Origin of the sequence: Alicyclobacillus fructus (assembly GCF_017329605.1) — a bacterium.
Taxonomy (GTDB): domain Bacteria; phylum Bacillota; class Bacilli; order Alicyclobacillales; family Alicyclobacillaceae; genus Alicyclobacillus; species Alicyclobacillus fructus.
The window spans coordinates 67,421-92,680 of sequence record NZ_JAFMTY010000007.1; the positions used below are offsets into that span (position 1 = coordinate 67,421).

27 protein-coding genes are annotated in these 25,260 nt (G+C 64.0%); 17 read left to right on the forward strand and 10 right to left on the reverse strand.

What is annotated here, in order from left to right; translation table 11 throughout:
- Nucleotides 1-2: 2 nt before the first annotated feature.
- From cysC to aroA, 4 genes are read left to right on the forward strand one after another with little or no spacing between them, the layout of a single operon-like run.
- Nucleotides 3-638 (forward strand): adenylyl-sulfate kinase, encoded by a 636-nt coding sequence (gene cysC / locus J3481_RS05155; protein ID WP_206830201.1) that lies wholly within the window; start codon nucleotides 3-5, stop codon nucleotides 636-638.
- Between the two features lie 3 nt (nucleotides 639-641).
- Complete coding sequence (locus J3481_RS05160) at nucleotides 642-1,568, forward strand: sulfotransferase family protein (protein WP_206830202.1); 927 nt, start codon at nucleotides 642-644, stop codon at nucleotides 1,566-1,568.
- A 31-nt stretch (nucleotides 1,569-1,599) separates the two neighbouring features.
- The gene (locus J3481_RS05165) at nucleotides 1,600-2,085 is read left to right on the forward strand and encodes a nitroreductase family protein (RefSeq protein WP_206830203.1); all 486 of its coding nucleotides are present in this window, start codon (nucleotides 1,600-1,602) and stop codon (nucleotides 2,083-2,085) included.
- Between the two features lie 17 nt (nucleotides 2,086-2,102).
- Nucleotides 2,103-3,437 carry a 3-phosphoshikimate 1-carboxyvinyltransferase gene (gene aroA, locus J3481_RS05170; RefSeq protein WP_407929318.1) on the forward strand — a complete coding sequence of 445 codons (1,335 nt, stop codon included), beginning with the start codon at nucleotides 2,103-2,105 and terminating at the stop codon, nucleotides 3,435-3,437.
- A 261-nt stretch (nucleotides 3,438-3,698) separates the two neighbouring features.
- Here the strand turns inward: aroA and J3481_RS05175 are convergent, their stop codons facing one another.
- The 7 genes from J3481_RS05175 to J3481_RS05205 form a co-directional block, all read right to left on the reverse strand.
- Nucleotides 3,699-4,766 (reverse strand): ABC transporter permease subunit, encoded by a 1,068-nt coding sequence (locus tag J3481_RS05175; RefSeq protein ID WP_206830205.1) that lies wholly within the window; start codon nucleotides 4,764-4,766, stop codon nucleotides 3,699-3,701.
- On the reverse strand, nucleotides 4,763-5,677 hold the full coding sequence (locus J3481_RS05180; RefSeq protein WP_206830206.1) for an ABC transporter ATP-binding protein: 915 nt from the start codon (nucleotides 5,675-5,677) through the stop codon (nucleotides 4,763-4,765). The genes J3481_RS05175 and J3481_RS05180 overlap by 4 nt, the downstream gene beginning before the upstream one ends.
- Nucleotides 5,674-6,648 carry a hypothetical protein gene (locus tag J3481_RS05185; protein WP_328702007.1) on the reverse strand — a complete coding sequence of 325 codons (975 nt, stop codon included), beginning with the start codon at nucleotides 6,646-6,648 and terminating at the stop codon, nucleotides 5,674-5,676. The genes J3481_RS05180 and J3481_RS05185 overlap by 4 nt, the downstream gene beginning before the upstream one ends.
- Nucleotides 6,626-7,546 carry an ABC transporter ATP-binding protein gene (locus J3481_RS05190; RefSeq protein WP_206830207.1) on the reverse strand — a complete coding sequence of 307 codons (921 nt, stop codon included), beginning with the start codon at nucleotides 7,544-7,546 and terminating at the stop codon, nucleotides 6,626-6,628. The genes J3481_RS05185 and J3481_RS05190 overlap by 23 nt, the downstream gene beginning before the upstream one ends.
- Complete coding sequence (locus J3481_RS05195) at nucleotides 7,546-7,962, reverse strand: GntR family transcriptional regulator (protein ID WP_206830208.1); 417 nt, start codon at nucleotides 7,960-7,962, stop codon at nucleotides 7,546-7,548. The genes J3481_RS05190 and J3481_RS05195 overlap by 1 nt, the downstream gene beginning before the upstream one ends.
- Before the next feature lie 125 nt (nucleotides 7,963-8,087).
- Entirely contained in the window at nucleotides 8,088-9,029 is a 942-nt protein-coding gene (gene rnz, locus J3481_RS05200) for a ribonuclease Z (RefSeq protein ID WP_206830209.1), read from the reverse strand.
- A gap of 20 nt (nucleotides 9,030-9,049) precedes the next feature.
- The gene (locus J3481_RS05205; protein WP_206830210.1) at nucleotides 9,050-10,258 is read right to left on the reverse strand and encodes an MFS transporter; all 1,209 of its coding nucleotides are present in this window, start codon (nucleotides 10,256-10,258) and stop codon (nucleotides 9,050-9,052) included.
- A 134-nt stretch (nucleotides 10,259-10,392) separates the two neighbouring features.
- Between J3481_RS05205 and J3481_RS05210 the strand changes: the two genes are divergently transcribed.
- Nucleotides 10,393-10,851: a MarR family winged helix-turn-helix transcriptional regulator gene (locus tag J3481_RS05210; RefSeq protein WP_206830211.1), complete on the forward strand. Its 459-nt coding sequence runs from the start codon at nucleotides 10,393-10,395 to the stop codon at nucleotides 10,849-10,851.
- Nucleotides 10,848-12,326 (forward strand): potassium/proton antiporter, encoded by a 1,479-nt coding sequence (locus J3481_RS05215; RefSeq protein ID WP_206830212.1) that lies wholly within the window; start codon nucleotides 10,848-10,850, stop codon nucleotides 12,324-12,326. The genes J3481_RS05210 and J3481_RS05215 overlap by 4 nt, the downstream gene beginning before the upstream one ends.
- 16 nt (nucleotides 12,327-12,342) lie before the next feature.
- Here the strand turns inward: J3481_RS05215 and J3481_RS05220 are convergent, their stop codons facing one another.
- Nucleotides 12,343-12,492 (reverse strand): hypothetical protein, encoded by a 150-nt coding sequence (locus J3481_RS05220; RefSeq protein ID WP_206830213.1) that lies wholly within the window; start codon nucleotides 12,490-12,492, stop codon nucleotides 12,343-12,345.
- A 191-nt stretch (nucleotides 12,493-12,683) separates the two neighbouring features.
- Here J3481_RS05220 and J3481_RS05225 point away from each other — a divergent pair, with 191 nt between their 5' ends.
- The 5 genes from J3481_RS05225 to J3481_RS05245 are packed head-to-tail and all read left to right on the forward strand — an operon-like array spanning nucleotide 12,684 to nucleotide 16,951.
- Entirely contained in the window at nucleotides 12,684-13,607 is a 924-nt protein-coding gene (locus J3481_RS05225; RefSeq protein WP_206830214.1) for an ABC transporter ATP-binding protein, read from the forward strand.
- Nucleotides 13,604-14,356: an ABC transporter permease gene (locus J3481_RS05230; RefSeq protein ID WP_206830215.1), complete on the forward strand. Its 753-nt coding sequence runs from the start codon at nucleotides 13,604-13,606 to the stop codon at nucleotides 14,354-14,356. Before J3481_RS05225 ends, J3481_RS05230 begins: the two co-directional genes overlap by 4 nt.
- A gap of 39 nt (nucleotides 14,357-14,395) precedes the next feature.
- Nucleotides 14,396-15,571, forward strand: a complete 1,176-nt coding sequence (locus J3481_RS05235) for a sensor histidine kinase (RefSeq protein WP_206830216.1) — start codon at nucleotides 14,396-14,398, stop codon at nucleotides 15,569-15,571.
- Nucleotides 15,568-16,170 carry a response regulator transcription factor gene (locus tag J3481_RS05240; RefSeq protein WP_206830217.1) on the forward strand — a complete coding sequence of 201 codons (603 nt, stop codon included), beginning with the start codon at nucleotides 15,568-15,570 and terminating at the stop codon, nucleotides 16,168-16,170. The genes J3481_RS05235 and J3481_RS05240 overlap by 4 nt, the downstream gene beginning before the upstream one ends.
- Nucleotides 16,171-16,228: 58 nt before the next feature.
- On the forward strand, nucleotides 16,229-16,951 hold the full coding sequence (locus J3481_RS05245) for a metallophosphoesterase family protein (RefSeq protein ID WP_206830218.1): 723 nt from the start codon (nucleotides 16,229-16,231) through the stop codon (nucleotides 16,949-16,951).
- Here the strand turns inward: J3481_RS05245 and J3481_RS05250 are convergent.
- Complete coding sequence (locus J3481_RS05250) at nucleotides 16,928-17,626, reverse strand: uracil-DNA glycosylase family protein (protein ID WP_206830219.1); 699 nt, start codon at nucleotides 17,624-17,626, stop codon at nucleotides 16,928-16,930. The genes J3481_RS05245 and J3481_RS05250 overlap by 24 nt on opposite strands.
- 415 nt (nucleotides 17,627-18,041) lie before the next feature.
- Between J3481_RS05250 and J3481_RS05255 the strand changes: the two genes are divergently transcribed.
- From J3481_RS05255 to J3481_RS05280, 6 genes are all read left to right on the forward strand, one after another.
- Complete coding sequence (locus tag J3481_RS05255) at nucleotides 18,042-18,881, forward strand: cytochrome c oxidase subunit II (RefSeq protein ID WP_206830220.1); 840 nt, start codon at nucleotides 18,042-18,044, stop codon at nucleotides 18,879-18,881.
- 45 nt (nucleotides 18,882-18,926) lie between these two features.
- Nucleotides 18,927-20,891 (forward strand): cytochrome aa3 quinol oxidase subunit I, encoded by a 1,965-nt coding sequence (gene qoxB, locus J3481_RS05260; RefSeq protein ID WP_206830221.1) that lies wholly within the window; start codon nucleotides 18,927-18,929, stop codon nucleotides 20,889-20,891.
- 3 nt (nucleotides 20,892-20,894) lie between these two features.
- Nucleotides 20,895-21,530, forward strand: a complete 636-nt coding sequence (gene qoxC, locus J3481_RS05265; RefSeq protein ID WP_206830222.1) for a cytochrome aa3 quinol oxidase subunit III — start codon at nucleotides 20,895-20,897, stop codon at nucleotides 21,528-21,530.
- Nucleotide 21,531: 1 nt separating this feature from the next.
- Nucleotides 21,532-21,852 carry a cytochrome aa3 quinol oxidase subunit IV gene (gene qoxD, locus J3481_RS05270; protein WP_206830223.1) on the forward strand — a complete coding sequence of 107 codons (321 nt, stop codon included), beginning with the start codon at nucleotides 21,532-21,534 and terminating at the stop codon, nucleotides 21,850-21,852.
- A gap of 28 nt (nucleotides 21,853-21,880) precedes the next feature.
- Nucleotides 21,881-22,885 carry a COX15/CtaA family protein gene (locus J3481_RS05275; RefSeq protein ID WP_206830224.1) on the forward strand — a complete coding sequence of 335 codons (1,005 nt, stop codon included), beginning with the start codon at nucleotides 21,881-21,883 and terminating at the stop codon, nucleotides 22,883-22,885.
- A 177-nt stretch (nucleotides 22,886-23,062) separates the two neighbouring features.
- On the forward strand, nucleotides 23,063-24,433 hold the full coding sequence (locus tag J3481_RS05280) for a D-alanyl-D-alanine carboxypeptidase family protein (protein WP_206830225.1): 1,371 nt from the start codon (nucleotides 23,063-23,065) through the stop codon (nucleotides 24,431-24,433).
- 12 nt (nucleotides 24,434-24,445) lie between these two features.
- Here J3481_RS05280 and J3481_RS05285 read toward each other — a convergent pair whose 3' ends face one another.
- Nucleotides 24,446-25,075 carry an O-methyltransferase gene (locus J3481_RS05285; protein ID WP_236011225.1) on the reverse strand — a complete coding sequence of 210 codons (630 nt, stop codon included), beginning with the start codon at nucleotides 25,073-25,075 and terminating at the stop codon, nucleotides 24,446-24,448.
- Between the last annotated feature and the right edge of the window lie 185 nt (nucleotides 25,076-25,260).

Sequence of the window (25,260 nt, forward strand, 5' to 3'; positions counted from 1 at the left end):
CGATGAACACCATCGTGTGGCAGCCGACGCCGGTGACCAAGGCGGACAGGCGCCGACTGAACGGGCATTCGAGCTGTGTGGTGTGGCTGACGGGACTGTCGGGATCGGGCAAGTCGACCATCGCAGGGGCCCTGGAACTCGCCCTTCATGAGCGCGGCGTGCACACCTACCTGTTGGACGGGGACAACCTCCGCCACGGGCTCAATCGCGATCTCGGCTTCTCGACGCGGGATCGCGCCGAAAACATCCGCAGGACGGCCGAGGTGGCGAAGCTGTTTGTCGACGCCGGCCTCATCGCCATCTGTGGCCTCATCTCCCCGTATCGGCGGGAAAGGGAGGCGGCGCGGTCGTTGTTCGAACCGGGAGAGTTCATCGAGGTCTTCGTCGATTGTCCTGTCCAGGTGTGCAAGGCGCGCGATCCGAAGGGGCTGTACCGGCGAGCTCTGGCGGGGGAAATTCAGCATTTCACCGGGGTGGACGATCCGTACGAGCCTCCGCTTCACCCGGACGTGGTGGTGAAGACGGATCGGATGTCCGTCAAAGAATGCGTGGAGGCCATTCTCCATCACCTTCAGGCGAAGGGTTGCTTGGGCGCGCGGGCGGAAGCCCCGGGCGATCGGGCAGCCGCGGAAAGGTAGGGGATGGACGTGGCGCGGCCCAACTTTTTCATCGTCGGCGCGGCGAAGTCCGGCACGAGTTCGCTCGACCGGTATCTGAGCCAGCACCCGGACATCTACATACCGCCGAAGAAAGAGGCCCACTTCTTCTCCATCCCCGATTTTCCCGAACGATTCACAGGCCCGGGCGACGAGGGCATGAACCTGTACACCATCCGCGACGAGGACGCATACCTGCGCTTGTTCGACGGCGTCCGCGGCGAGCGGGCCGTGGGCGAGGCGTCTGTGTTTTACCTGTTCTATCCCGGCACGGCGCAGCGCATCTACCATCGGTATCCGGATGCGAAGATTCTCATCATGCTCCGGAATCCTGTCGATCGCGCCTTTTCGGCGTACCTGCACCTGGTGCGGGACGAACGGGAGACGCTGTCTTTCCGCGAGTCGCTCGCCAAAGAGGAGGAGCGGATCCGGCAACATTACGAGCCGCTGTGGTATTATCGTGCCGTCGGCCTGTATGCGGCGCAGGTCAAGCGGTATCTCGACGTGTTCGGGCGCAAGCAGGTGAAGGTGATCCTGTTTGAAGAGTTCGCGCGCGATCCGGTCCAGGCGGTCCGCGACTGTTGCGCGTTTCTCGGCGTGTCCACCGACTTTGTTCCGGACACCTCCATCCGCCACAACGAGTCCGGGGTGCCGAAGTCGAGATCGCTCTACAACTTCATCTCGAAACCCAACGCCTTGAAGGAACTGGTGAAGCCTTTCATTCCGGCCGCGGTCCGCGAGCGACTTGGCAACCGGGCGAAATCGATGGTGCTCGAGCGGGTGGAGATGGAGCCCGACATTCGCGAGGAGCTGACCGCGTTCTTCGCTCCGGATGTGGCGCGGCTCGAGGAGATCCTCGGGCGCGACCTCTCCGTGTGGCGGAAGCCGAAGCGGGCTGCGGGATCGCAGTGAAGCGGCAGTGAACGAAGGGGAGGAGAAACCGATGGACGTATTGGAGGCGATTCGCGGGCGCCGGCACATCAAGCAGTTCAAGCCGGATCCCATCGACGAAGCGACTTGGATGAGCTGGCTGCAAGAGGCGACCAACGCGCCGAACCACAAGATGACGGAACCTTGGGAGATCATCGTGGTGGGGGACGAGGCGCGCATGAATCTGCGCCACGGCGCCAATTTCGGCGACGCGCCGGTGGTGCTGGCGGTGCTTTGCAAGCGGGGCGCCTCGCAGATCGAGCGGGATGAAAACCTGATGGCCGTCGCGTGTTTTCTCGAGAATCTGAGCCTCATCGCGGAGGCGAACGGCGCGGGCATCCGCTGGACGTCCATCGGCTGGCAGGATCACGCCCGCCAGGTGCTCGGCGTGTCGGACGAGTACGAGATCGCCAACATCATCGGATTGGGCTATCCGGCCGAGGTGCCACCGGCAAAACCCCGCACGCCCATCGCCGAGAAGATCCGGCGGGTGCCGTGATGGCGGGGGAAAAGCGCATGGCGGATCTGGAGGCGAGATCGCCCTGGGCGCTTGAGGGCTACCGGCTCGCCAGGGTGGGGCCAGTGCGAGCACCGGTCGATGCGGACGTGCGCGTGCCGGGATCGAAGAGCGTGACCAACCGGGCGCTCGTCATCGCCGCGATCGCGGAGGGCGAGTCGGTGCTCTCGGGCATTCTGCGGAGCGATGACGCGTATTGGTGCATCGAGGCGCTTCGCTCGCTCGGCGTCGAGGTTGAGGTGGAGGGAGACCGCGTGCGCATCGCGGGCTGCGGCGGGCGGTTTCCGCGGCGCGAGGCGCACGTCTACACGGGTGCGGGCGGCACGACGGCGCGTTTTCTCACCGCGGCGCTCGCGGCGTCGCAGGGTGCGTACGAGATCCGCGGCAGCAGGCGGATGAACGAGCGCCCGATGGGCGAGTTGTTCCGTGCGCTCGGCGCGCTGGGGGCCGAGATCGAACCGCTGGAGCGGCCGGACACCCTGCCCATTCGCCTCAGGGCGCGGGGGCTTGCGGGCGGAGACGTGCCGATGTCTGGCGCGCAATCGTCGCAATTCGTGAGCGGCGTCCTCATCGCGGCCCCCTATGCCGAGAGGCCTGTTCGAGTGCAGATTGTCGATCACATCGTCCAGCACGCCTACGTGCACATCACGCTCGACATGATGCGGGCGTTCGGCGCGCGCGTCGAGGCCGACGAGTCGCTCCGTCTCATCTCCGTCGAGCCGGGGGGCTATCAAGGCCGCGCCTACGACATCGAGGCGGACGCGTCGACCGCCTGCTACTTCTTCGCCGCTGCGGCGGCGACCGGCGGGCGGGTGCGCGTGGCGAATCTGACGCGCGACACGCGCCAGCCCGACGTCCACTTCGTCGATGTGCTCGCCAAGATGGGGTGTACGGTGGACTCGTCGGATGCGGGCATCGAGGTAACAGGCCCCGCCAAGCTTCGCGGCGGCTTCTCCGTCAGCATGAAGGAGATGTCGGATCAGACGCTCACACTTGCGTTCCTCGCACCGTTCGCCGACGGGCCCATCGAGATCACCGAGGTGGGACACATCCGGCACCATGAGTCGGATCGGATCCGGGTCATCGTCGAGACCCTCGCCCGCGTGGGCGTCCGCGCGGAGGAGCGGGAGGACGGCGTGGTGATTCACCCCGGCGCGCCGCGCCCCGCGGTCCTGCCCTCTTACGACGATCACCGCGTGGCGATGGCGCTCTCGGTGCTCGCGATGCGCGCCGAAGGCATCGAGATTGAAGATCCGGGTTGCGTGTCGAAGACGTGCCCGACCTTCTTTGACCATGTTCGCGCGATGGGCGTTCCGGTCGATCTCGTCCCATAAAAAAGCTGCTCCTGCGCATGGCTGCGCGGGAGCAGCTTTTTTCTCAGGAGTCGGCGCGGTTTGACGCCTTCCGCCCTGACGGCGCGGCTCTGAGTCTATGCCTGACCGCGAGGCGAGCATGGGCGTGAACGTGCGTGCCACGAAGAGCGCGGCCACGTGCGAAAAGGACACGGTGAGCGATAGGGGTCTGAAGAATTGCCCCGCGATGCCTGGCACAAAGTTGGAAGAAGGGACGACAGACGGAGGAGGAGCGAGACGCCGTCACGCGTTCAGGATGTCCTGCCTGCCGAAGCGGACGAAGGCCGCGGCCAATAGCACCACAGACCACGCGATAAGCACCACGACGCCCCCGGTGAGCGAGACGGGAGAGCCGATGGTGAAGGCGGTTCCCCCGGCGAGATCGCCATACAGGCTGAGATGCGTCGTGAACAGCCACTTGACCCACGATTGGCCGCGAGCCATGGCGGAGACCACAAAGCCGATGATCACGGCGCCCATCGCGGCGGACGTTGCGACCATGGCGGACGGAAGCAGCACGGAACAGGTGAAGGCGATGGTGGCCATGGCCATCATGGCGCCGGCCACGAGCGCGCTCTGCAGGAGAAACGCCTGCCAGGCGGGCCAGACCAGGGCGTGATCGTACAAGGCGACGGGCACAGGTTGAAGTATGCCTGGCTGCGTGAAGAAGCGCACGCTGACATTCAGCCACTCGGGCTGCATCGCTCCCTGTGGGCCGTCGACGGCGAGGGCGACGCCCAAAAACGCGAAACAGAGCAGGAAGGCCAGCACGCCGGATGAGGCGACGGACACGAGCCATTTGCCAACAAGAAGCGTGCGGCGGCGCACGGGGCGCACCACGAGCAGCTTGATGGTGCCCTGGGTCATTTCGCCGGCGACGATGTCGCCCACCAAAATCACGACGAGGAGCGGGATGAAGGTTTTCGTCGCCTCGCCCACAAATTGACTCGTATTCGACCAGCCGTTCAGCAGATTCGGCGCGAGAGGCGCGACGTCGTGGGCCAGGCGATAACGATCTTCCTGAATGCGTTGTTCCAGTGACGATCTCGTCTGCGCCTCCATCACCGAACCGCTGGACGCGCCGCTCATCTGGTTCAACGCTCGCTGCGCGGCTTGTAAATCCGCCTGCGTGCTTGCCCGCCAATCGGCGGATTGGGCCTGTGTTGCCACTCGGGCGACGATCTGCTTCTCGTGATGCTCTCCCAATGCAAACATACCCACGAGGCACAGGGCGAGCGCCACGACGATGGTCAACCGCCTGCGCCGGACGAGCTTCATCCATTCGTTCTGCACAACGTTCCACAGTGTCATGGCGCGTTCCCTCCCGACTCTGCGCCCGTGAGGGCCAGAAACGATGCTTCCAGCCCGCCTGTGCGGGCGGCTTCGTAGACCTCGAACTCCGCTTCGACGAGTTCGCGAATCAACTTGGCGGCGGCGGGGTCGTCGAGATCGACAACCGTCAATCTCCCGTCCGCGGATTCGACCTGCCAGCCCCGCGCCCTGAGCCACGCCGCGGCTTCTTCCTGCCGCGACACGCGGAGGCGGAGCGATCCGGCACGCGTGCGCAGTTCGGCGACGCTCGCCTCGGCGATGACGCTGCCCTGCTGCAGGACCGCGACGCGATCGCACATCTGCTCGACCTCGGAGAGCAGGTGGCTGGAGACGAAGACGGCCAAACCCTCCGCGGCCAGGGCTCGGATGAGTTCGCGAAACTCGCGCATGCCTGCGGGATCCAGGCCGTTGGTGGGCTCGTCGAGTACGAGCAGTTTTGGGTCGCCGATGAGGGCTTGGGCGACGCCGAGGCGCTGGCGCATGCCGAGCGAATAACGCTTCACCTTGTCGTCCAGGCGATCCTCGAGGCCGACGCGCCTCGCGACCTGACGAATGCGTTCATCGACGTGATCGACCCCGGCGAGCCTCGCATAGTGGAGCAGGTTTTGCCGCCCCGTCAAGTAGCCGTACATTTCGGGGTTTTCGACAATGGCGCCGATGTGCCGCTTGGCGGCCACGGGCTCCTCGACCACATCGTGGCCGCAGATGTGGATGGCGCCGCGCGTCGGCCGGATGAGGCCGACGATCATGCGGATGGTGGTGGTCTTCCCGGCCCCGTTGGGCCCGAGGAAGCCGTACACCTCGCCCTCGCGGACGCTCATGTTCAACTGGCGGACGATCTCGCGCGCCCCGATGCGTTTCGTGACGTCAAACAGTTGTAACACGTTCAAAGGTTTCGCCTCCTTAAGCGGGATCGTTCACGCAGGGTCAGCGCTGCAACCAGGGCCGTACAGGATGCTATCCAGATGAGCACAGCTTCGGCGGCGGCCGCTTTGCCGAAGCCGAGGCCGATGGTCTGCGCGATCCACGTGGTCACGAGAAACCCTCCGATGAGCGCGATGCCGAGCGCGAAAAACCGATGATAGATGCGAAACGGAAAGACCTCGTTCAGGTGTTCCAGGGGCAGTCGATCAAAGAGCTTTGCGCCGAGCGCCAGCCACGCGGCGGTCCAGCCGACGAACCATAGGGCATATGCCACGAGCGCTCCGCCGGTGGTCCGGTCCAGCAGCATGAAGGGCGACAGTTGCATGATGCCGTGTGAAAGGGGCGACGGACGGGGGCCATTCCACCTGGAGCTCACGTATTCGATGACCACGCCTGCGTACGCAGGTAAGCCTGAGACGCCGAGCGCGGAGAAGAACGCAATCACCGCGTGCGTGATGCTCGCGCCCGCCGCCAGTCCGACGCTCCAGGCCGCGAGATAGATGAGCAGTCGCTTCAAAACCACATGCGCGAGGAGCGCTGGGCTGGCGGGCACGCCGAGACTGGCGTTCAGGATCTCCAGGCCAAGCAGAACCAGGAGTTGGCTGACGGCGATGGTCCCTCCCGTGAGGCAGGCGTGCGCGGCGTACACGTCCCGCCGTCGCGCCGGGCCGGCGAGGACGCAAAGCATTTCCCCGCGGCGCGAGGCAAGCCCCACAATCCCCAGGACGATGCACCAGAACACGCTGGCGTCCAGCTCGTACGGGAGCTGTCCCAACGCTAGGCGCTCAAGACTCTGGCGCACCAGGTATGGCGCGTTTGAGGAGAGAAGTGTGGACAGCCAAGTTCGCCCGAGCACGAACGGCGTGGCGACGAGCCACCATCGCAGAGACCGCCACGCGTACCACCACACGGCGCTAGGCGTTTTCGCCTGGATCACGGGCGCAACCCTCCTTCTGCATCAGGAGACGGAACCAGTCGTCCAACGGGAGGCGCTCCTGGATGACGACCTGATGGATGCCCGCCGCACGAAGTCTTCCGAGCGCATCGTCCAACCGATCCCGCTCGACCATGGCGCTGAAGGAACCGCCGCCATCCCGCTCCCAGCCGAGCACATCCTCCAAAGCATCGAGCGCAGCACGACCTTCCGGTCGAACCACCAGTTTGACGAACCGCTCTTTCGCCTCGTCCAGTTGGCCCGACCACACCGAACGCCCCCGGTACAACACCGTGAGACTGTCCGCCAGGCGTTCCACGTCGTCGATGGCATGGGTGGCCACAAGCAGGGCGGCGCCGCTCTCCGCCGCTTCACCGACGAGCCACTGCCAGACCTGTCGGCGCACGATGGGATCGAGCCCTGTCGTCGGTTCGTCGAGCAGCAGCAGGCGGGGGCGAGTCGCGAGCGCGAACGCGAGCTTCGCCCGCATGCGCATGCCCAGCGAGAACCTGTGGACGCCCTGGTCCATCGGCAGGTCGAGTCCCCTCAGCAGGTTGCGGAACCGGTGGCCATCCCAGCGTTCGTACATGCGTGCTCCGTAGGTCTCCCATTCCTTCAGCGCCCACCGGGCGGGCAAGGAAACGGTCGGATCCACCCAGGCCACCTGGCTGCGCCACGCCGGTTCCTTCCAGGGAATTACGGGTCTATCCATCCAGGCGATCTCGCCGCCATCCGGCCGATAGAGTCCCGCCATGATGCGCAGAAGCGTCGTTTTGCCCGATCCATTGACGCCCAGGATCCCGTGGACGGAGCCTTCGCGGACCGAGAACGTGGCACAGGCAAGCGCCGTCTGCCCGCGGATCTGCTTTGACAGCTGGTTGACGGAGAGGATGATGTCCATTACGTCTCCTCCTTTCTCTCGCCGCCCCGCGCATCTTCCCGAGCCTGCCAGAACATCCGCTCGAATTCAGCTTCTTCGAGACCCAGGTGATACGCCTCAATCCACGCGAGCCGCAGGCTGTCGCGGAGTTTGTCCATCCGCTCCGCGACGTCTGGCGGCGGCCTTTGCCCCGGTTGAGCCACGAAGGTGCCCCGGCCTCGGACGACTTCGATCACGCGGCTGCGCTCGAGCTCCTGGTACGCCTTGGCGACCGTGTTGTGGTTGATGGCGAGCGAGACGGCGAGATCGCGCACAGAGGGGAGGCGATCCCCAGGCTGAAGCCAACCAGCCGCCACCGCGGCCTTGATGCCGTCCACAATCTGCTGATACACCGGTGTGGGCGATCGCGGATCGACCTGAAGCCACAAGGCGCTCATCCCTCCCCGAGTGCGGCGGGCAGCACAGACTCATGTCCCGTGTGTACTAGGTCGAATAGTACACCGGCATCATACGAGGGCTGGCGACAGATGTCAAGAGGGTGGAGACGCGGCCGCGGTTGGGCTCATTCGCCGCGCGGCCTGCGCGCGATCTCGTGGATCATGCCGTCGTGGGCAAGCAGCGTGTTGGGAAAAATGGCGCGGGCCTCCGCGAGGATCTCGTCCTCCTCCGCGCGCTCGTAGCGCGCGCTGACGTGCGTGAGGATGAGCAACTTCGCCTCCGCTTCCCGCGCGATCTCGGCCGCCTGGCGCGCCGTGCTGTGAAAGAACGCTGCAGCCAGGTGGGCGTGCCGATGAAGGAACGTCGCCTCGTGCACCAGGCAGTCCGCGCCGCGGGCGAGTTCCACCGCCTGCGCGCACGGCCTCGTGTCGCCGAGGATGGCGATCACGCGCCCAGGTTCGGCCGGATCGACAAAATCGGCCGCGCGCAGGCGGCGGCCGTCGGACAAGGTCACGTCCTGGCCGGCCTTGAGCTGCGCCCACACGGGACCAGGGGCGATTCCCGCGGCGCGCAGTCGATCGGGGTGAAGGCGTCCCGGAAATGGCGCCTCTTCGATGCGGTAGCCGTAGGAGGGGATGGCGTGATCCAGGCGCGCCGCGCGAATCGTGTACAAGCCGTCGCGCACGGGCGCAGGCTCCGGGGACGTCCACTCGTGAAACTGGATCTCGTAGCTCAGGTGCGTCTGACTGGTGTCCAGCGCTGCTTCGACAAACGCCCGGATTCCCGGCGGGCCGTACAGGCGGAGCGGTCCGATGTTTTCTGGGAACGATCGCGTGCTGAGGAGTCCCGGAAGGCCAAAGATGTGATCGCCGTGGAGGTGCGTGATGAAGACGCGTTGGACCCGGTTGGGGCCGAAGGGAGCGTCGAACATGCGGTGTTGCGTCGCTTCGCCGCAGTCAAACAGCCACACGGCGCTGTCGTCGCGGGTGAGCCGAAGCGCGATGGCGGTCACGTTGCGGCGCCGGGAAGGGGCCCCGGCGCCCGTGCCGAGAAAGTACAGTTCCATACCGTTCATCCTCTGCTGCGTCAGTGGGTCACGTACTGGATGTGGCGCAAATGGTTCCGACCCATCCACAGTACCATGATCGCCACGAGGACGCCTAGACATCCGATGAAAAACGGCATCGCAGGGCCGACGGCGTCGCTCAGTTTGCCGGCGAGCCACGGCGCCACGGCGCCTCCGACGAATCGGACGAAGCTGTACGCCGCCGATGCGGTGGGCCGTTCGACGGGCGCCGCCTGCATCACCGCCGTGGTGATGACGGTGTTGTTCACGCCGAGAAACGCGCCGGCGAGGATGATGCACGCCACAAGCGTCGGCCGCGAGTGGACAAAGAGGCCCATCACCAGAAGATCCAGCGCGAACAGGGCCAGGATGGTGTACATGACGGGAAGCACGCCGAACTTCTCCGCCAGCCACGGCGCCACGAAGACCGACGTGATGGCGAGCAGGATGCCCCAGCCGAAGTAGGTGTAGCCAATGCCGATGGCGGACATGTGCAGCGGATACGGACCGTAGCCGAGCAGCGTGAAGAAGCCGAAGTTGTAAAACAAGCTCGTCAGGCCGAGCGTCAGCAGGCTGAGATGGCCGAGCGCGCGGAACGGAGCCGTGATCGACGCGCGATGCGCGGGTTTGGGCACGCCGCGAAGAAACAGCAACACCGCGATGAATCCGATGGCCATGAGCGTGGCGACGCCGTAGAACGGGTAGCGCCAGCTGTGCTGCCCAAGGGTCCCGCCGAGCAGCGGTCCGAGGGAGATGCCAAGGCCCAGGGCGGCCTCGTAGAGGATGATGGCGCTCGCCGCGGTGCCTCTTGCGGCCGAAACGATGACCGAGAGCGCGGTGGCGATAAACATGGCGTTGCCGAGACCCCAGCCGCCGCGGAAGCCGACGATCTCGCCCACACTGTGCGAGCGGCCCGCGAGGAACGAGAAGACGATGATGAGCGCCAGTCCGCAGAGCAGCGTGTATTTGGGGCCGATGCGGGTCGAGATGAAGCCGGTGAAGACCATCATACAGCCGGTGACGAGCATATAGCTCGTAAACAGGAGCTCGGTCTGAGCCTTGGTGGCATGGAGTTGTGCCGAGATCGCGGGTAAAATTGGATCGACCAAGCCCAGTCCCATGAAGGCGACGACGCAGGCGAACGCGACGGCCCAGACGGGAGCGGGTTGGCGCAGAATGTTCGACTCGGCGTGATCGAATTCCTGCGCGGCATCGGGTTGCGCAGACATGCGAGATTCCTCCTTTCGATCGCTTAGAGCCTCGTGTGCGACGCATGGCTTGTTAAGGGACACGAGAAATGAAGTCTACACAACTATTGTACTATACAACTATTATGCCGAAAATGCACGTGAAGGAGGCCCTCATGGATCAGGCCCACATGGACTCGCTGGAAGCGCTGGAACGGGAGATGGCCATCTTCGCCCGCAGGCTTGAAGGCGCGCGCCAGTCGTGGCGCAAGCACCGGGAAATCGATCGCTCGGCGTACCTCATTCTGCTGGCGCTGCACGAGGAGGGAGAGCTCACGGCCGGGCAGCTCGCTACGCGGTTTTTGCTCGACATCTCGACCATCAGCCGGCAGATCGCGCCGCTCGTGGAGGCGGGCTGGATCGCCAAGGAGCGGGATGAAGACGACAAGCGTCAGCTCCGCCTTTCCATCACGGAGGCGGGGGTGGAGGCGCTCATGGCCACGCGGGCATCCCGCCTCGAATTGTATCGGGAGCTCGTGGGCGATTGGACGGAAGACGAGCGGAGGACGTTTTTAAGCTTGCTGCGCCGTTTGAACGATCGAATTCGCGCGAGGCAGCAGGCGGAGCGCCCATGAGCGCGGTGAGTGTCGTCAGCGTCGTGGTGGCTGTGGTCCTTCTCTCGGGCGTGTTCATCGCGAGCGCTCACGGCCGAATCGGCCTTCCTGCGATGGTGGGCTTCGTGGCGCTGGGATGCGGCATCGCCGCGCTCGATCCGGACCTGCTGACGGCCATTTCGCCCGGCGTGGCCACCAACCTCAGCTCCATCGCGCTCGCGATGATTCTCTTCGACGGCGGGCTTCATACCACACCCGAACGGGTGCGCCGGGCGTTCTGGCCCGCCATGTCCCTGGCCACGCTCGGTGTTCTCGCGCAGAGCGCCATCATGACCGCGCTCGCGCACGCCGTCCTGCGGCTGCCCTGGCTCTCCTCCGCCATGCTCGGCGTCGCCGCGAGCTCGACCGACGCGGCGAGCGTGTTCAGCGTGCTCGGCAACGCGTCCTTGAAGGCGCGGTTGTCCGATGTGCTCGAGGTGGAGTCCGGCACCAACGATCCGATGACGTTCTTCCTCATGACGGTTCTCATCGATCTCGCCCGCACAGGCGGGCATGGACTCCGTCCGCTGGATGTGGCAGGCCTCTTTGTGGCGCAGATGGGCATCGGGCTCTGCGTGGGACTTGGGGCGGGTTATCTCGGTCGAAAGCTTTTGCAGACGGCCCGGCTCGACGCGCCGGGGCTGTACCCGGCCGTCACCCTGGCGATGGCGCTTTTGTCGTTCGGGGCGGCGCAGATGCTTTTGGGCAGCGGTTTTCTCGCCGTCTATCTGACGGGGGTTGTCATGGCAAGCGCCCGCATGGGTGAGCGCGTGGCTGTGCTGCGGTTTCACGAAGGGCTCGCCTGGATTGTGCAGATTGTGATGTTCGTCGTGTTAGGCTGTTTCCTCGTGCCGCGCGATTTCGCGGACGTCGCGGTCCCAGGACTCCTCCTCGCGTGTGGCGCCATCTTTGTGGCGCGACCGGCCGCCGTGTGGTTGTCGACCCTGTTCTTTCGGATGGGGGCGGATGAGCGCTGGTTCCTCGCCTGGGCAGGGTTGCGCGGGGCCGCGCCCATTGTCCTCATTCTGTTTGCCGTGGAGGCGCATGTTCAGGGATACATCGCGTTGGTGGAGGTCGTGTTTTTCGTCGTGATCGCGTCGGCGCTGGTGCAGGGGATGACGGTGGAGTGGCTGGCGGAGAAACTCGGCCTCGTTCAGGCCGCCCCGTCCGAGTCGATGTGTGAACTCCTCGCCGTCGCGCGCGAAGCTGCGGTGATGGTGCCCATCGAAGTGGCGCCGGGATCGCCGAACGCCGGGAAAAAGCTGCGCGATCTCGCCTTTCCTCCGGACACGCTGTGTTATGCGGTGGTGCGGGGAGGGAAGGCCGTTGTTCCGCGCGGCAGCACGCGCATCCGGGAAGGGGATCATCTGTTGGTCCTCGCGCACGAGGGCGCGGTGAACGAGCTGGAGCGACTGTTTCACGCAGATCAGGTTGGAAAAGCGGAGGCCTTGCCATGAGCCGCATCGCCCGGCTTCAAGGCTGGCCCCGCTGAGGCTTCGGGTCCTCGTCCTCAGCCTTTGCATCGCCGAGGCCAGGCAGGTCTTCGGCCATTTCGAGCAACAGATCGTCATCATCGTCGTCGAAGTGCGGTCTCAACCAGCCCGCTTTACTGCGAACCCGCATTGCATCTCCTCGCCTTCCGTCCGCGGGTATGACTGGCAGTCTCATGATATCCCATTGCGCCGCTCTGTGAAAGCGACGCCCTGTCCTTGCGCCGCATGACATCTGTCATACGGAGCGCATGATGTCTTTCACTGGCCCGGGTTCCTCCGCTCATGTAGGATGAAGTCAGGACGTGGGTTGGAGGGATGGTTTTGGCCGCAGACGCCGTTTCGGTAGAACGTGTTTCCAAACGATTTGGCCCCACCCGAGCCGTCGATGGGGTTTCATTCGACATTCACACGGGCACCATCGTCGCCTTGCTCGGGCCGAACGGAGCCGGCAAGACGACGCTCATCTCCATGATTTTGGGCCTGACCCAGCCCAGCGAAGGTTCGGTGCGCATTTTTGGCCACCGCCCGCGCGACAGGGCCGCTCGGGAGCGGCTCGGGGTGATGCTTCAACACGTGACCCTGCCTCAGAGCGTCAAGGTGAAGGAACTCGTCGCCTGGTTTCGCAGCTTTTATCGCCACCCGCTTCCGGCGGATCATCTGATGAGAATGGCCGGGATCGAACATCTCGCCGAGCGCGAGGCGGTCAAACTGAGCGGCGGCGAGCAGCGCCGCCTGCAGTTTGCGCTCGCCATGGCCGGAGATCCGCAGTTGCTTGTGCTCGACGAACCCACCACCGGCATGGACGTCGAATCCCGCCGCGCGTTTTGGAACAGCCTGCGCAGCTTTGTGCACGACGGCCGTCGCACGCTGCTGTTAACCACCCATCATCTGGAGGAAGCCGAGTCCGTGGCCGATCGCGTCATTCTGCTCAAGGGAGGCCGTGTGATCGCGGACGGAAGTCTCTCCGACATCAAGGCCCAGGCCGGAAACCGCTACGTGAGTTTTGTCGCAGGTCCTGCGTGTACGAAGGAGCAGATCGAAGCGCTGCCGCACGTGATGAGCGTCCGGTTCAGCGGGCGCCATGTGCGCATTCAGACGGATCGCCCGGACGATGTGCTTCGAGCCATCATCTTGCGCGATCTCGACGCGTCCTCGTTCGAAGTCTCGCAGGGTGCCTTGGAGGACGCCTTCGTCACGCTGACCGAGCTCGACCATCCTTTGCAGGAGGAGGGGGCGCACGGATGACGTCCTGGCTGTTGGAGTGGCGCATCGAGGTCTTGCGCAATATGCGGAATCGCCGGTTTTTCATCTTCAGCCTTCTGTTTCCGGTGGGCTTTTATCTGTTGTACGTCCAACTGTATGGCCGGGGCGCGCAGGTGGGCGGGATGGATTGGGCGAAGTATTTTCTCATTTCCATGTCGGTCTTCGGCGTGGTGGGCACGGGCCTGAACGGCAATGCCGTGCGGGTGGCCATCGAGCGCACGCAGGGATGGACCAGCTGGATGTTGACGACGCCTCGTCCGGCGACACAGGCGGTGACCACCAAGATCGCGGCCAACGTGGTGGTGAACGTCATCGCGGTCGCCATCGTGTTCTTGGTGGGTGCGTTGGTGGAACATGTCGACATGTCGCTGGGCCAATGGCTGACGTGTGGCTTGTCCACGGTGTTTGGCGCGCTCGTCTTCACGGCGCTCGGGATTTTGGTCGGCCATGTGGGTGGACGGGAGGCTGCGCAGATCCTGTCGAGCATCGTGTACTTCCTCATGTCCATCGCGGGGGGGCTGTGGATTCCCGTTCAGGTGTTGCCGCCCTTCCTTCATCACCTGGCGCTGTGGATGCCGACGTATCGTCTCGCGGACATCGCTTGGTCGGTAATCGGCAACGGGACGGTGAAATGGGCTGACGTTGCGGTTCTCGGGGGGTATTTCCTGGCCTTCGTGTTGCTCGCCGCATGGGTTTCCACGCGCCCGAGAGAAATTCGTTCGGTCGCTTGAAGGGTTCGAGCAGAGCGGCATCGACGGGAGGCTGACGTCATGAGGCGGAAGCTCGGCCGCGGCGCCATGGAAACGATGATCTTCTTTTTGCTTCAACTCGTGTATCCCGCCTCCTTTCTCTTCGGGCTGCCCGCGCGGTCCATGGCCATAGGGCTCGCGGGGTTGGCCGCCTTCGGGTGTCTGTATGCGGTAACGTTTTTCACGCCAGGGAAAAGTGCGTGGAGAGTCGCCGCGTGCCTCGGGCAGGTTGCCATCCTCCTGATGCTCATGGCCGTCTTCAGCATGGATTACGTCTACCTGCTGTTCTATCCGGTCGCCACCATGATCCAGGCGCCCCTTCGCCGAACGCTGGCCATGCTCGCACTCCTCTGTGCGAGCGTCGGCGGGTTGATTGCCGTGAGGTGGGCGATGCACGACCTGTTTCCACAGGGGTTTGTCTACCTGTCGTTTGGCACCTTGTTCGGCGGAAGTGTCATGATCTTCATGATGCGCGCCTGGATGGCGCTCCAAAGTACGAATGCGCGGCTCAAGGCGGCCCAGGACGAGATCGCGCGGCTGAGTCAGGCGGAGGAGCGAGCGCGCATCGGGCGGGACCTGCATGACCTTTTGGGGCACCAGCTCTCGCTCATCACGTTGAAGGCGCAGGTGGCCGGGCGGCTTCTGGAGCGCGCCGGGGACGTGGAGCGAGCCCGCCGGGAGATCGGCCAGATCGAACAGGTCAGCCGCGCGACGCTGGAGGCGGTGCGCGCTTATGTGGCGGACATGCGCGCGACGGATTGGGGCGACGCGTGGCGTGCAGCGGGGGAGGTGTTCGCGGCGGCCGGCATCCATGCGAGCATGGATTGCGAGATCGACCGGTTGCCTGCCGAGTTCGAGCATGCCTATGCGATGTGTCTGCGCGAAGCGGTGACAAACGTGGTCCGCCACAGCGGCGCCCGGCGATGTGCGGTGCGCATGTGGAGGGAAGCGGACTCGTTGGTGCTTGTCGTCGCGGATGACGGCGCGGGAGGATCCGGCTCCTCGGCGCGCGGGGCGTGTGGTGGCAGCGGGATCTCGGGCATGCGTGCGCGCATGGCGCAGATCGGGGGCGTGTGCGAGGTCCTCAGCGGGCATCAATGGCGGAGGCAAAGCGGCATGTGGCCTGAGTTCGAGCCGGGATGGGTCGTGATGATGAGGGCGCCTGTGCCGCGTTCGGAAGGAGAGGGTGTCGGATGATTCGCGTCGTGCTGGCGGAGGATCAGGGCCTGGTCTCCGATGCGCTGGCGACGCTTCTCGCCTTCGAGGGCGATTTTGAGATCGCGGGCACGGCCGGTGACGGCGAGGATGCGGTGAGGCAGGCGAAGGCGTTGCGGCCGGATCTGGCGCTTTTCGACATCGAGATGCCCAAGATGAGCGGCCTTGAGGCCGCAGAGATCCTGCTGCGCGACGTGCCCGACGTGAAGGTCGTCCTGTTGACCACATTTGCGCGCCCTGGCTATCTCAAACGGGCGCTCCAGGTGGGCGTTCATGGATACCTTCTGAAAGACGGAAAGGTCGAGCAGCTGGCGGCTCACCTTCGCGCCATCGTTGGCGGGCAGCGCGTGTTCGATCCCGGCCTCATGCTCGCCGCGATGGAGACGGACAATCCGCTGTCCGCCCGGGAGATCGACGTCCTGAGGCTGGCCAAGCGGGGGCTCAGCACGCGCCAGATGGCGAAGGAGCTGTTTCTCTCCGAGGGCACGGTGCGGAACTACCTGTCCGGCGCCTTGGCCAAGCTCGAATGCGCGACCCGCCAGGAGGCGATTCGCAAGGCGGACGACCTGGGTTGGCTGTGACGCCGACCATGGCCACCCAGGCGCCCTACACCCGAATGCGGAAAGAAGGGGATGAAAGATGCGGCTTGCTTTCATTTCGGATGTCCATGGCAATGAACTGGCGCTCGACGCGGTGATCGCGGATCTGCGATCCGCAGACTGCGATCGCGTCTACGTTCTCGGCGACCTGGCTTTTCGGGGTTACGCCCCGAAGGCGTGCATCGAGAAGGTGGCGGAGATCGCGCACGCCGTCATCCGCGGAAACGCCGACGAGTGGGTGGTGCGCGGCGTCCGCGCCGGGGAAGCGCCGGAGGAGAGGCGAGCGGGCATGGACGAAGAGGCCGCGTTCGTCCGCGGCTGTCTCACGTCACGCGAACTCGAGTACCTCGCCAATCTGCCGCTCCTCATCCGTGAAGAGGCCCCTTTTGGGCCTTGGATCGGCTTTCATGCGACGCCTTTTGATCCGTTTCCGGTGATTGCCGCGGACGCGCCGGACGAGGTGATCGAGTCGCGGATCACGGCAGGTGTCGACGCCCGGCTCTACCTGTACGGCCACATTCACGTGCCTTACGCTCGAAACGTCGGCGGGAAGATGGTCGTCAATCTCGGCAGCGTCGGCATGCCCTTTGACGGGGTGCCACAGGCGTCGTATGTCATTGTCCATGCCGAGGGAGACGCGTTCCGGGTCGAGCACCGACGGGTGCCGTACGACGTGGAGGCCGCGTGCAGGCGGTATGACGAGATGGGCTATCCCGCGGCGGAGATGATGAAGCGAGTTTTACGCGCCGCGCGACCCGTTTGATTCGAGCCTCACGGCGAGTTCGGCGCCCGCGAGGCCCACGGCCTCCACAACCCGCTCCACGGCCCTGGCGTATTGCGCGCGATCCCAGCTGTTGTAAGACGGGTGCGGAACGCCGTCGATCACGTCCCAGCAGTCGTCGCGGACATCGGCGAGCGCGAAGAACTTCTGCGCAAATCGCCCGCAGGGCACGAAGATGGTTCTACGGCCCCGGTATCCTTCGAGCTTGTGCCGCAAGTGAAGAGCCAGATAGGACTGGATGTCCTGTTGCCGCGGGTCGGCAAACGACCATTTCTGGTTCTGGGTGCGGACGGCGTTCATCGCGTCGAACCAGTCCGCGTATTGCACCTGAATCTCCCGCGGGTATGCGGCGGCCTGCAGGGGGATGTTGCACACGTTGACCAGTCCTATCGCGGAGAGGCGCGGCCGTTGCGCGCCCGTCTCCGCGTTTTTTTTGACCATGCGGCCCAAGGGAAGGTGTCCATATTCCGGGCCGAAGATGTGCCGCGACATGGTGGCGCCCGAAGCGCCCGCCACAGGCGCGCCGTGGCGCAATTCCTGAATATGCGGGGATTCGAGGATGAAGATCACGGTCGAAGTCTCCAGCACGATGTCCGGCACGTGGTAGTCTCGCGAGAGGACATCGACGAGGTCGGCAAAGGTCGTCACATGCTCCATGGCCATCCCGCCTTTGCAAGAGATCACGGGTGCGCCGTGCGGCCTGCACCCTGTGCGACACGTTCATTGTAACATGGTTTAAATTGCCTTCCCACAAGCAATACTAGGAGGCGGGATTTGTGGCGCCATCAGCGGATACTTTTGGGGATCAAGGCACGAGGACCTTATCGGTCAGCGCATGTTTTGCTTATTGAACGTTTTTCAAAATCGTCATATTGTCAAGCGCGCCGCTCCGCGAAATATGTCGGGCCAAGTGGTATCATCAACTTGGCGATGGAGCGCGCTGCGATGGCCCGCAGACTGCGATGCGTGCAATCTTTCCGGTTGGATGGTTTCGTTGTCGATCGTCGTCTGCAAACGGGGGGCGCCGCGGAAGTTTCGCAAGAGACAGGACAGAAGGGAGACGAAAGCGACGATGAAGCCGAAAGGGCGTCGAGTGGGAGGTCTGATCGCGCTCATTGGGTTTACCGTACTCGCACTCACGGGATGCGACAGCCCGAAGTATTGGCCGGTTCTCAGTCCGCAGGGGCCGGTGGCTCGGAGCGAGTACTACCTCATCATTTATTCGTTCATTTTGATGTTGCTTGTCGTGTTGGCCGTGTTCATTCTGTTCTTCTGGGTGATTATCAAGTACCGTGCGCGGCCTGACAACGCGGACTACGTGCCGCCGGAGATCGAGGGCAACGCGAAGCTCGAGACGCTGTGGACCGTCATTCCGATTCTGGTCGTCATCGCGCTCGCGATTCCGACGGTCGCCGTGACGTACAAGCTCGTGTATCCGCCGAAGGTGGAGGCCGCGACGGCCAAGGTAGTGGGCAAGTCCATCACCATCGACGTCATTTCGGAGCAGTGGAAGTGGGTGTTCAAGTACCCCGCCCAGAATATCGAGACGGTGAACTACGTGAACATCCCGGCGGGTGTGCCGGTGGACTTCGAGCTCACGTCGAGCGGCCCGATGAACACGTTCTGGGTGCCGGCGCTCGGCGGCATGGAGTTCACGATGCCGCACATGAATCTGAAGCTGTGGCTTGAAGCGGATCATCCGGGCAGCTACCTCGGGCGCAGCGCGCAGTATTCAGGCCGCGGTTTCGCGAACATGACGTTCACGGTCAACGCGCTCTCGCCGACCGACTTTGAAAACTGGGTCAAGAGCGTGCAGCAGACCGCGCCGAAGTTGACCCAACAAGCCGCAGCGCAGATCAACAAACCGGGCCTCATCGGCAAGCTGACCTTCTCGTCGACGACGCCAGAGTAAAGCTCGTTCGCACGTGCGAATTCAGGGATGAAAGGGGAAGCGAGCATGCACGGAGTGGTCAACTGGGCCGTACATTTCTTCATGCTCGACGAAGGTCCGCTCATTTGGCTGTCCGACTTCTTGATCATTTGTGCGTCGCTCGGCATCTTGGCGGTCCTCACCAAGTTCCGGCTGTGGAAGTGGCTGTGGGACGAGTGGCTGACGACGGTTGATCACAAGAAGATCGGTATCATGTACATGATTGCGGCCATCCTGATGCTGTTCCGCGGAGGCACGGACGGCCTCCTCATGCGCGCGCAGCTGGCGTGGCCGAACATGCACTTCCTGAATGCGGATCACTACGATCAGATCTTCACCACGCACGGCACCATCATGATCCTGTTCATGGCGATGCCGGCCATCATCGGGTTCTTCAACGTGGCGGTTCCGCTCCAGATTGGCTGCCGAGACGTCGCGTTCCCGTACCTGAACGCCATTTCGTTCTGGCTGTTCTTCTTCGCGGCGCTGTTGTTCAACCTGTCCTTCGTCGTCGGCGGTTCGCCGGACGGCGGCTGGACCAGCTATCCGCCCTATGTCGAGAACCAGTTCGATCCGGGCCCCGGTGAGAACTACTACCTGGTGGCGCTGTCCATCACCGGTATCGGCACCATCGCGACCGGGATCAACTTCCTGGTGACGATTCTGCGGATGCGCGCGCCGGGCATGACGTTCATGCGGCTGCCGATGTTCACCTGGTCCGTGTTCGTCACGTCCGTGATCATCCTGTTCGCGTTCCCGGTGCTCGCGGTGGCGCTGGCGCTGTTGCTCATCGACCGCGACTTTGGCTCGCACTTCTTCACGGTGGATGGCGGCGGGGCGCCGATGCAGTACGTGAACCTGTTCTGGTTCTGGGGTCACCCAGAGGTGTACATCGTCATCCTGCCTGCGTTCGGCATTTTCTCGGAGGTCATCAGCACCTTCTCGCACAAGCGGATTTTCGGATATTCCGCCATGGTCGTGTCCATGGTCGCCATTGCGATTTTGAGCTTTATCACCTGGGTCCACCACTTCTTCACGATGGGCGCGGGTCCAGGGGTCAACTCGTTCTTCGGCGTGTCCACGATGGCTATCGCCATCCCGACGGGCGTCAAGGTGTTTAACTGGCTGTTTACCATGCACAAAGGCCGGATCGAGTTTAAGACGGCCATGCTTTGGGCCATCGGTTTTATCCCGAACTTCCTGATCGGCGGCCTGACGGGCGTCATGCTGGCCGTGCCGCCGGCAGACTACCAGTATCACAACTCGTACTTCCTGATCGCGCACTTCCACTACGTGCTGATCGGCGGTACCGTGTTCGGCGTGTTTGCGGGTCTCTACTATTGGTGGCCGAAGATGTTTGGCGTGCTGCTGAACGAGAAGTTGGGGCGTTGGCACTTCTGGACGTTCATGATAGGCTTCAACGTCTGCTTCTTCCCGCAGTTCTTCCTCGGCTTCATGGGGATGACGCGGCGCATGTACACGTATCCGGCCGGTTACGGCTGGGGCGTGGTGAACCTGATCTCGACCATCGGCGCGTTCCTGATGGGCGTTGGGTTCATCATCTTGGTGTACAACATCCTGTGGAGCGCGCGCTACGGCGAGCGCGACGTCACGGGGGATCCGTGGGACGGCCGCACGCTCGAGTGGGCGACCACCTCGCCTGCGCCGCACTATAACTTCGCCATCATCCCGACGGTCAAGGGCCGCGACGCTTGGTGGCTGATGAAGCAGAACGGCGAGTCCATCAACGGACCGAAGGGCGTGCCGTTCCGGCCGATTCACATGCCGAACAACTCGGGCCGTCCGTTCATCATGAGCCTGTTCTTCTTCATCCTGGGTGCCGGGTTCGTGTTCCAGTGGTGGATCCTGGCCATCATCGGCTTCGTCGGCGTGCTCGTCTGCATGGCGCAGCGGTCGTTCGAGTATGACGACTCGCACTACATCCCGGTCGAGGAGATCGAAAAGACCGAGGCCGCGGCGGGGAGGTTGTAACGCATGTCGAATGCGCACACGGCGGTTCACGGGGAACACCACCCTGTGGACCCCAACGTTCCGCTCGAGTATCAGGGAGAAGAAAACAGCCTGAGGGTCATTGGTTTCTGGCTGTTCCTTGCCCAGGACATGATCCTCTTCAGCAGCCTGTTTGCAACGTACATCGTGATGCACGGGCGCGTTGCCGGCGGGCCGACGTCTCAAGAGCTCTTTGACGTCACCGGGTTTACCATTGAGACCATCGCGCTGTTGTTCTCGTCCTTCACCTGCGGTCTCGCGACGTACGAGATGCGGCGCGGCCACCGCGACGCGATGATCGGTTGGATCCTTGTCACGATGGCGCTCGGCCTTGTGTTCCTCGGCTTCGAGGTCACCGAGTTCATCCACAACGTGGGAGAAGGCGCGACCCTGCAACGGAGTGGGTTCTTGTCGGCGTTCTACATCCTGGTGGGCACGCACGGCAGCCACGTGACCGTCGGTTTGCTTTGGGTGACGCTGCTCATTTTCCAGCTGCTGCGCCGGGGCATCACGCCGGTGACGGCGCGCAAGGTGTTCTTGTGGAGCATTTACTGGCACTTCCTCGACGCCGTCTGGATTTTCATCTTTACGGTCGTATACCTCACCGGGAAGGTGATCTGACGTGGAAGCCAAGGAGCACAAGTTCCACCGCGAGGAGGGCTTTCCCTGGAAGCACATCCTCGGGCTGTTTTTGTCCCTGTTGTTGACCGCCATCGCGTTCTGGCTGGCGCTTGCGACGCACCAGCCGCCAGCTCTGGTCATCACGATCATCGTCATCCTCGGCGTCGGGCAGTTGCTCGTTCAGCTGTACATGTTCATGCATTTCACGGAGAGTGACGATCGCGCCTGGCAAGTTCCGGCTCTCTACTTTGGGTTGTTCATCGTCTTTTGCGTGGTCGGCGGATCCATCTGGATCATGACCTTCAAGTCGATTGTGGCGTGACGGAGGGTGCGGACGGGGAGGTGAGAAGGTGGTCAGTAGCCGCGGTTTCGGCGTGTTCGTGTTGGTCGTCGCCATTCTTTCTGCGGTGCAGAACTTCATCGTGAACGGCATCGGCTTTCTGGACGCCTACACGGGCTCTGCGTTCGGCTGCGGGCACGAGTGGTTCCTGTGCAACGGCCAGGTGGTGCCAAGCCTCGAGGCCCTCGAGAAATCGCTCAGTATGTTCATCGAGTTCATGCACCGCGTCGGCGTGCCCATCCTCACGGTTCTGTTGCTCGTTTCCGCGGTCGGCGCGCTGCTTCGATATCGAGGATGGCGCGAGATTCCGCTCTTCGTGGGCCTGAGCATCTTCTTTGTCCTCCTCGAGGCCGTCCTCGGCGGGCTCGCGGTGGTCTACAATGAGCCCGCGTCCGTGATCGCGACCCACTTCGGCGTCTCGCTCCTGGCGTTTGCCTGCACCGTGCTCCTGGCGATTTATGTGCGCCGCGCCGAGCGCGTCTACGGCGAATACGTCGCGACGGGCGTCAAGCTTCCGCTGCGAGATGCCGCGCCGAGCGCCGGTTTTCGCTGGTTCGCCTGGCTGGGTGTGCCCATCCTGTACCTCGACATGTACATCGGCGCGTACATCTCGTCGAGCGGCGCGGGCGACGCGTTTCGCGGATTGCCGTTTCCTACGGAATCCGGCATCGATTTTCATCACGCGCTGCTGTTGGATTGGGTGCACCGCTCCTTCGCGCTGTTTCTCGTGCTTTGGATGATCGCCCTGGTGATGTGGACGAACCGAATGAAACGCGAACGGCCGGATTTGTTCCGGGGCGCTCTGTTCGCGCTCGTGTTTGTCGTCCTGCAGGCATTTTCGGGCGTCTATCTGATCACGTCGCACGTGAGCATTCAAGCGTTCATGCTGCACGTGTCCATCGTGTCGGGTCTCTTCGTGTCACTTTTGTTCGTCGCGTTTCAGTCGGTACCTCCGTTCGTACCGGTTTCGAGCCGGGAAGCGCTGGATTTGGGCCGGGAACGAACGGCGCATTGAACGCCTTCCTTTGAGCCCGCGCAGTGCCGCACGGCGTTGCGCGGGCTCTTTTTGACTTGGCGTTGGACAAAGGCGGCACTAGTCAAAGCCCCCCTCAAACCTCTAAACTAGGGGATTAGAGCGCGCGTGATGCGCGACGCGTTGAACGAAACACGGTGCTGGAGGTGGCTCGGTCGCATGACATCTCGTTTCATCCGCCTTGGGTGCGCCGCGCTGGCTGTGGCCACGTCGCTCCTCCTGGGCGATCCCGCGGTGCAGGCGGATTCCTCGCTATCGCCTCCGGTTGCGGCCGAGTCGCTCATTCCTCGTGAAGACGTGCTGAATGTCGAACACGGCCCCATTCCCTATGTCGTCGGTGAAGACGCCTCCGCATGGCCTTCCGTCATGTCACAGGCGGCCGTGGTCATGGACATGACGACGGGCGCCGTGGTCTACGCCAAGGATCCCACCACGCCTCATTATCCCGCCAGCATCACGAAGATCATGACCGCGCTTCTCGCCCTGCGCCTTGGCCACCTGTCCGACGTGCTGACCGCATCTCCTGAAGCCGTCAACCAGCCGCCGGACAAGCTCTACATGCGCGTGGGAGAGCAGGCGACGCTGAAGGATCTTCTCTACGGGCTGCTGATCGATTCCGCCAACGATGCGGCGGTCGAGATCGCGCAGCGATACGGCGGCAGCGTGGCGCATTTTGCCGACATGATGAATGCCGAAGCGCGGGCGCTTGGCGCGGATCACACGCATTTCGACAATCCGAGCGGATTGCCGGATCCGCACCACGTCACCACCGCCTACGACATGGCCGTGATCGCCCGGGCGGCCATGCAGATCCCTGAATTTCGCGCCATGGTCGACACCCGGTCCTACGAATGGAAAGGGAGCGCTTGGCAGGCGACGCTGACGAACCTGAACCGCATGCTGTTCACGTATCCCGGCGCCATCGGCGTGAAGACGGGGTTCACAAGCGTTGCCCACGAGACGCTCGTCGTGGCGGCGACACGCCATGGGACGACATTTCTCGCCGTGCTCATGGACTGTCCCACCGATGCGCAGATCCGCCGCGATGCCACGAATCTGCTGAATTACGCCTTTGCGCACTACCAAACCGAGCGCATCCTGCCCGCAGGCTACCGTGCGGGCTTTGTACCGTCGCGGGAAGGGAGAGACCCGGTCGTCACCGCCGAGCCGGTCCTCGCCACCGTGCCCCTCGGGCACCCGCTGGATGTGACCGAGCGCCTGCTTGTGAAGGCGCCGCTCGCTCCTGCGCCGCGCGGGACGGCGGCAGGACAGCTCGATCTCGTCGATGCGGCGACGGGAAAGAAGCTCGGCTCCCTGCCGGTGGTGTTGGGCGCGCCGTACGAACCAGTTCTGAAACCCATCGCGTGGCCGCGCCTTGCGGCACCTGCCGCCGCGCTCGCCGTATTGCTCGCGGGGCTCTTCCTCGGCTGGAGGCGGCGCAGGCGATCCCGCCCGCCCCTGCGCGCGACCTTGGTCCGCGTCCAGCCTTGGCAGGAGCATTGGCAGAGCCAACGGCGGGGCCGCCGGTAGCGCATCGGCTCGTCACGTCGCGACGCGCGCGATGGCGACCCCGTCGAACATGGGCAAGAGCGTGCTCACGAGCCGAGGGTTCTCAAACAGCTTGCGGTGGAGCTCTCTGAGCGCGGCGGGCGTGGGGCTCGTCGCGGACGGATCAAACACCCGATCCCGCCCGAAGGCGTTGTCGAAGACGATCAGGCCGCCCGGATGGAGGATGTCCAGCACGAGATCCAGGTAGCGCGGGTAGCTCGGCTTGTCGGCGTCCACAAAGGCGAGATCGAAACGGCGGCCTTCCGCCTTGAGCCGCCCGAGCGTCTCCGCGGCGTCGCCGAGCGCGATCTCGACGCGATCGCCAAAGCCGGCGCCTTCGATGTGCCGTTTGGCCAGATGGGCATGCTCGGCGCGGGACTCGAGCGTGACGAGCCGGGCGCCGGGGCGGAGACCGCGCGCGATGCAGATGGCGCTGTAGCCGGCGTACGTGCCGACTTCAAGCGCGGAGTGAGCGCCCATGGCGAGCTGCGTCAGGAAGCGCCCGAGCGCTTGTGGGACGCACATGTCCGGCCATCCGCGCTCGAGCAACGCGCTCCGGATGGCGCTGCGCAACGGATCGGGGGGCAGCACGGCGTCGACGTGCCGATTGCGATCGCAGGACAAGATGTCTCCCTCCTTCGCATACGCTGCGAGTGTACGCGTTTCGCGCACCGATGTCACGCAGGAGCGAACGGCTTGCTTCTCTCGCGCGTCTATGAGTTGGTGCGGATGCGCTTTCGGTTTAGAATGTTGTTGATTGCGCGCTGGGCGCGGCCACGGCCGCTGCCCTATCACGGGCCACCCTGGCC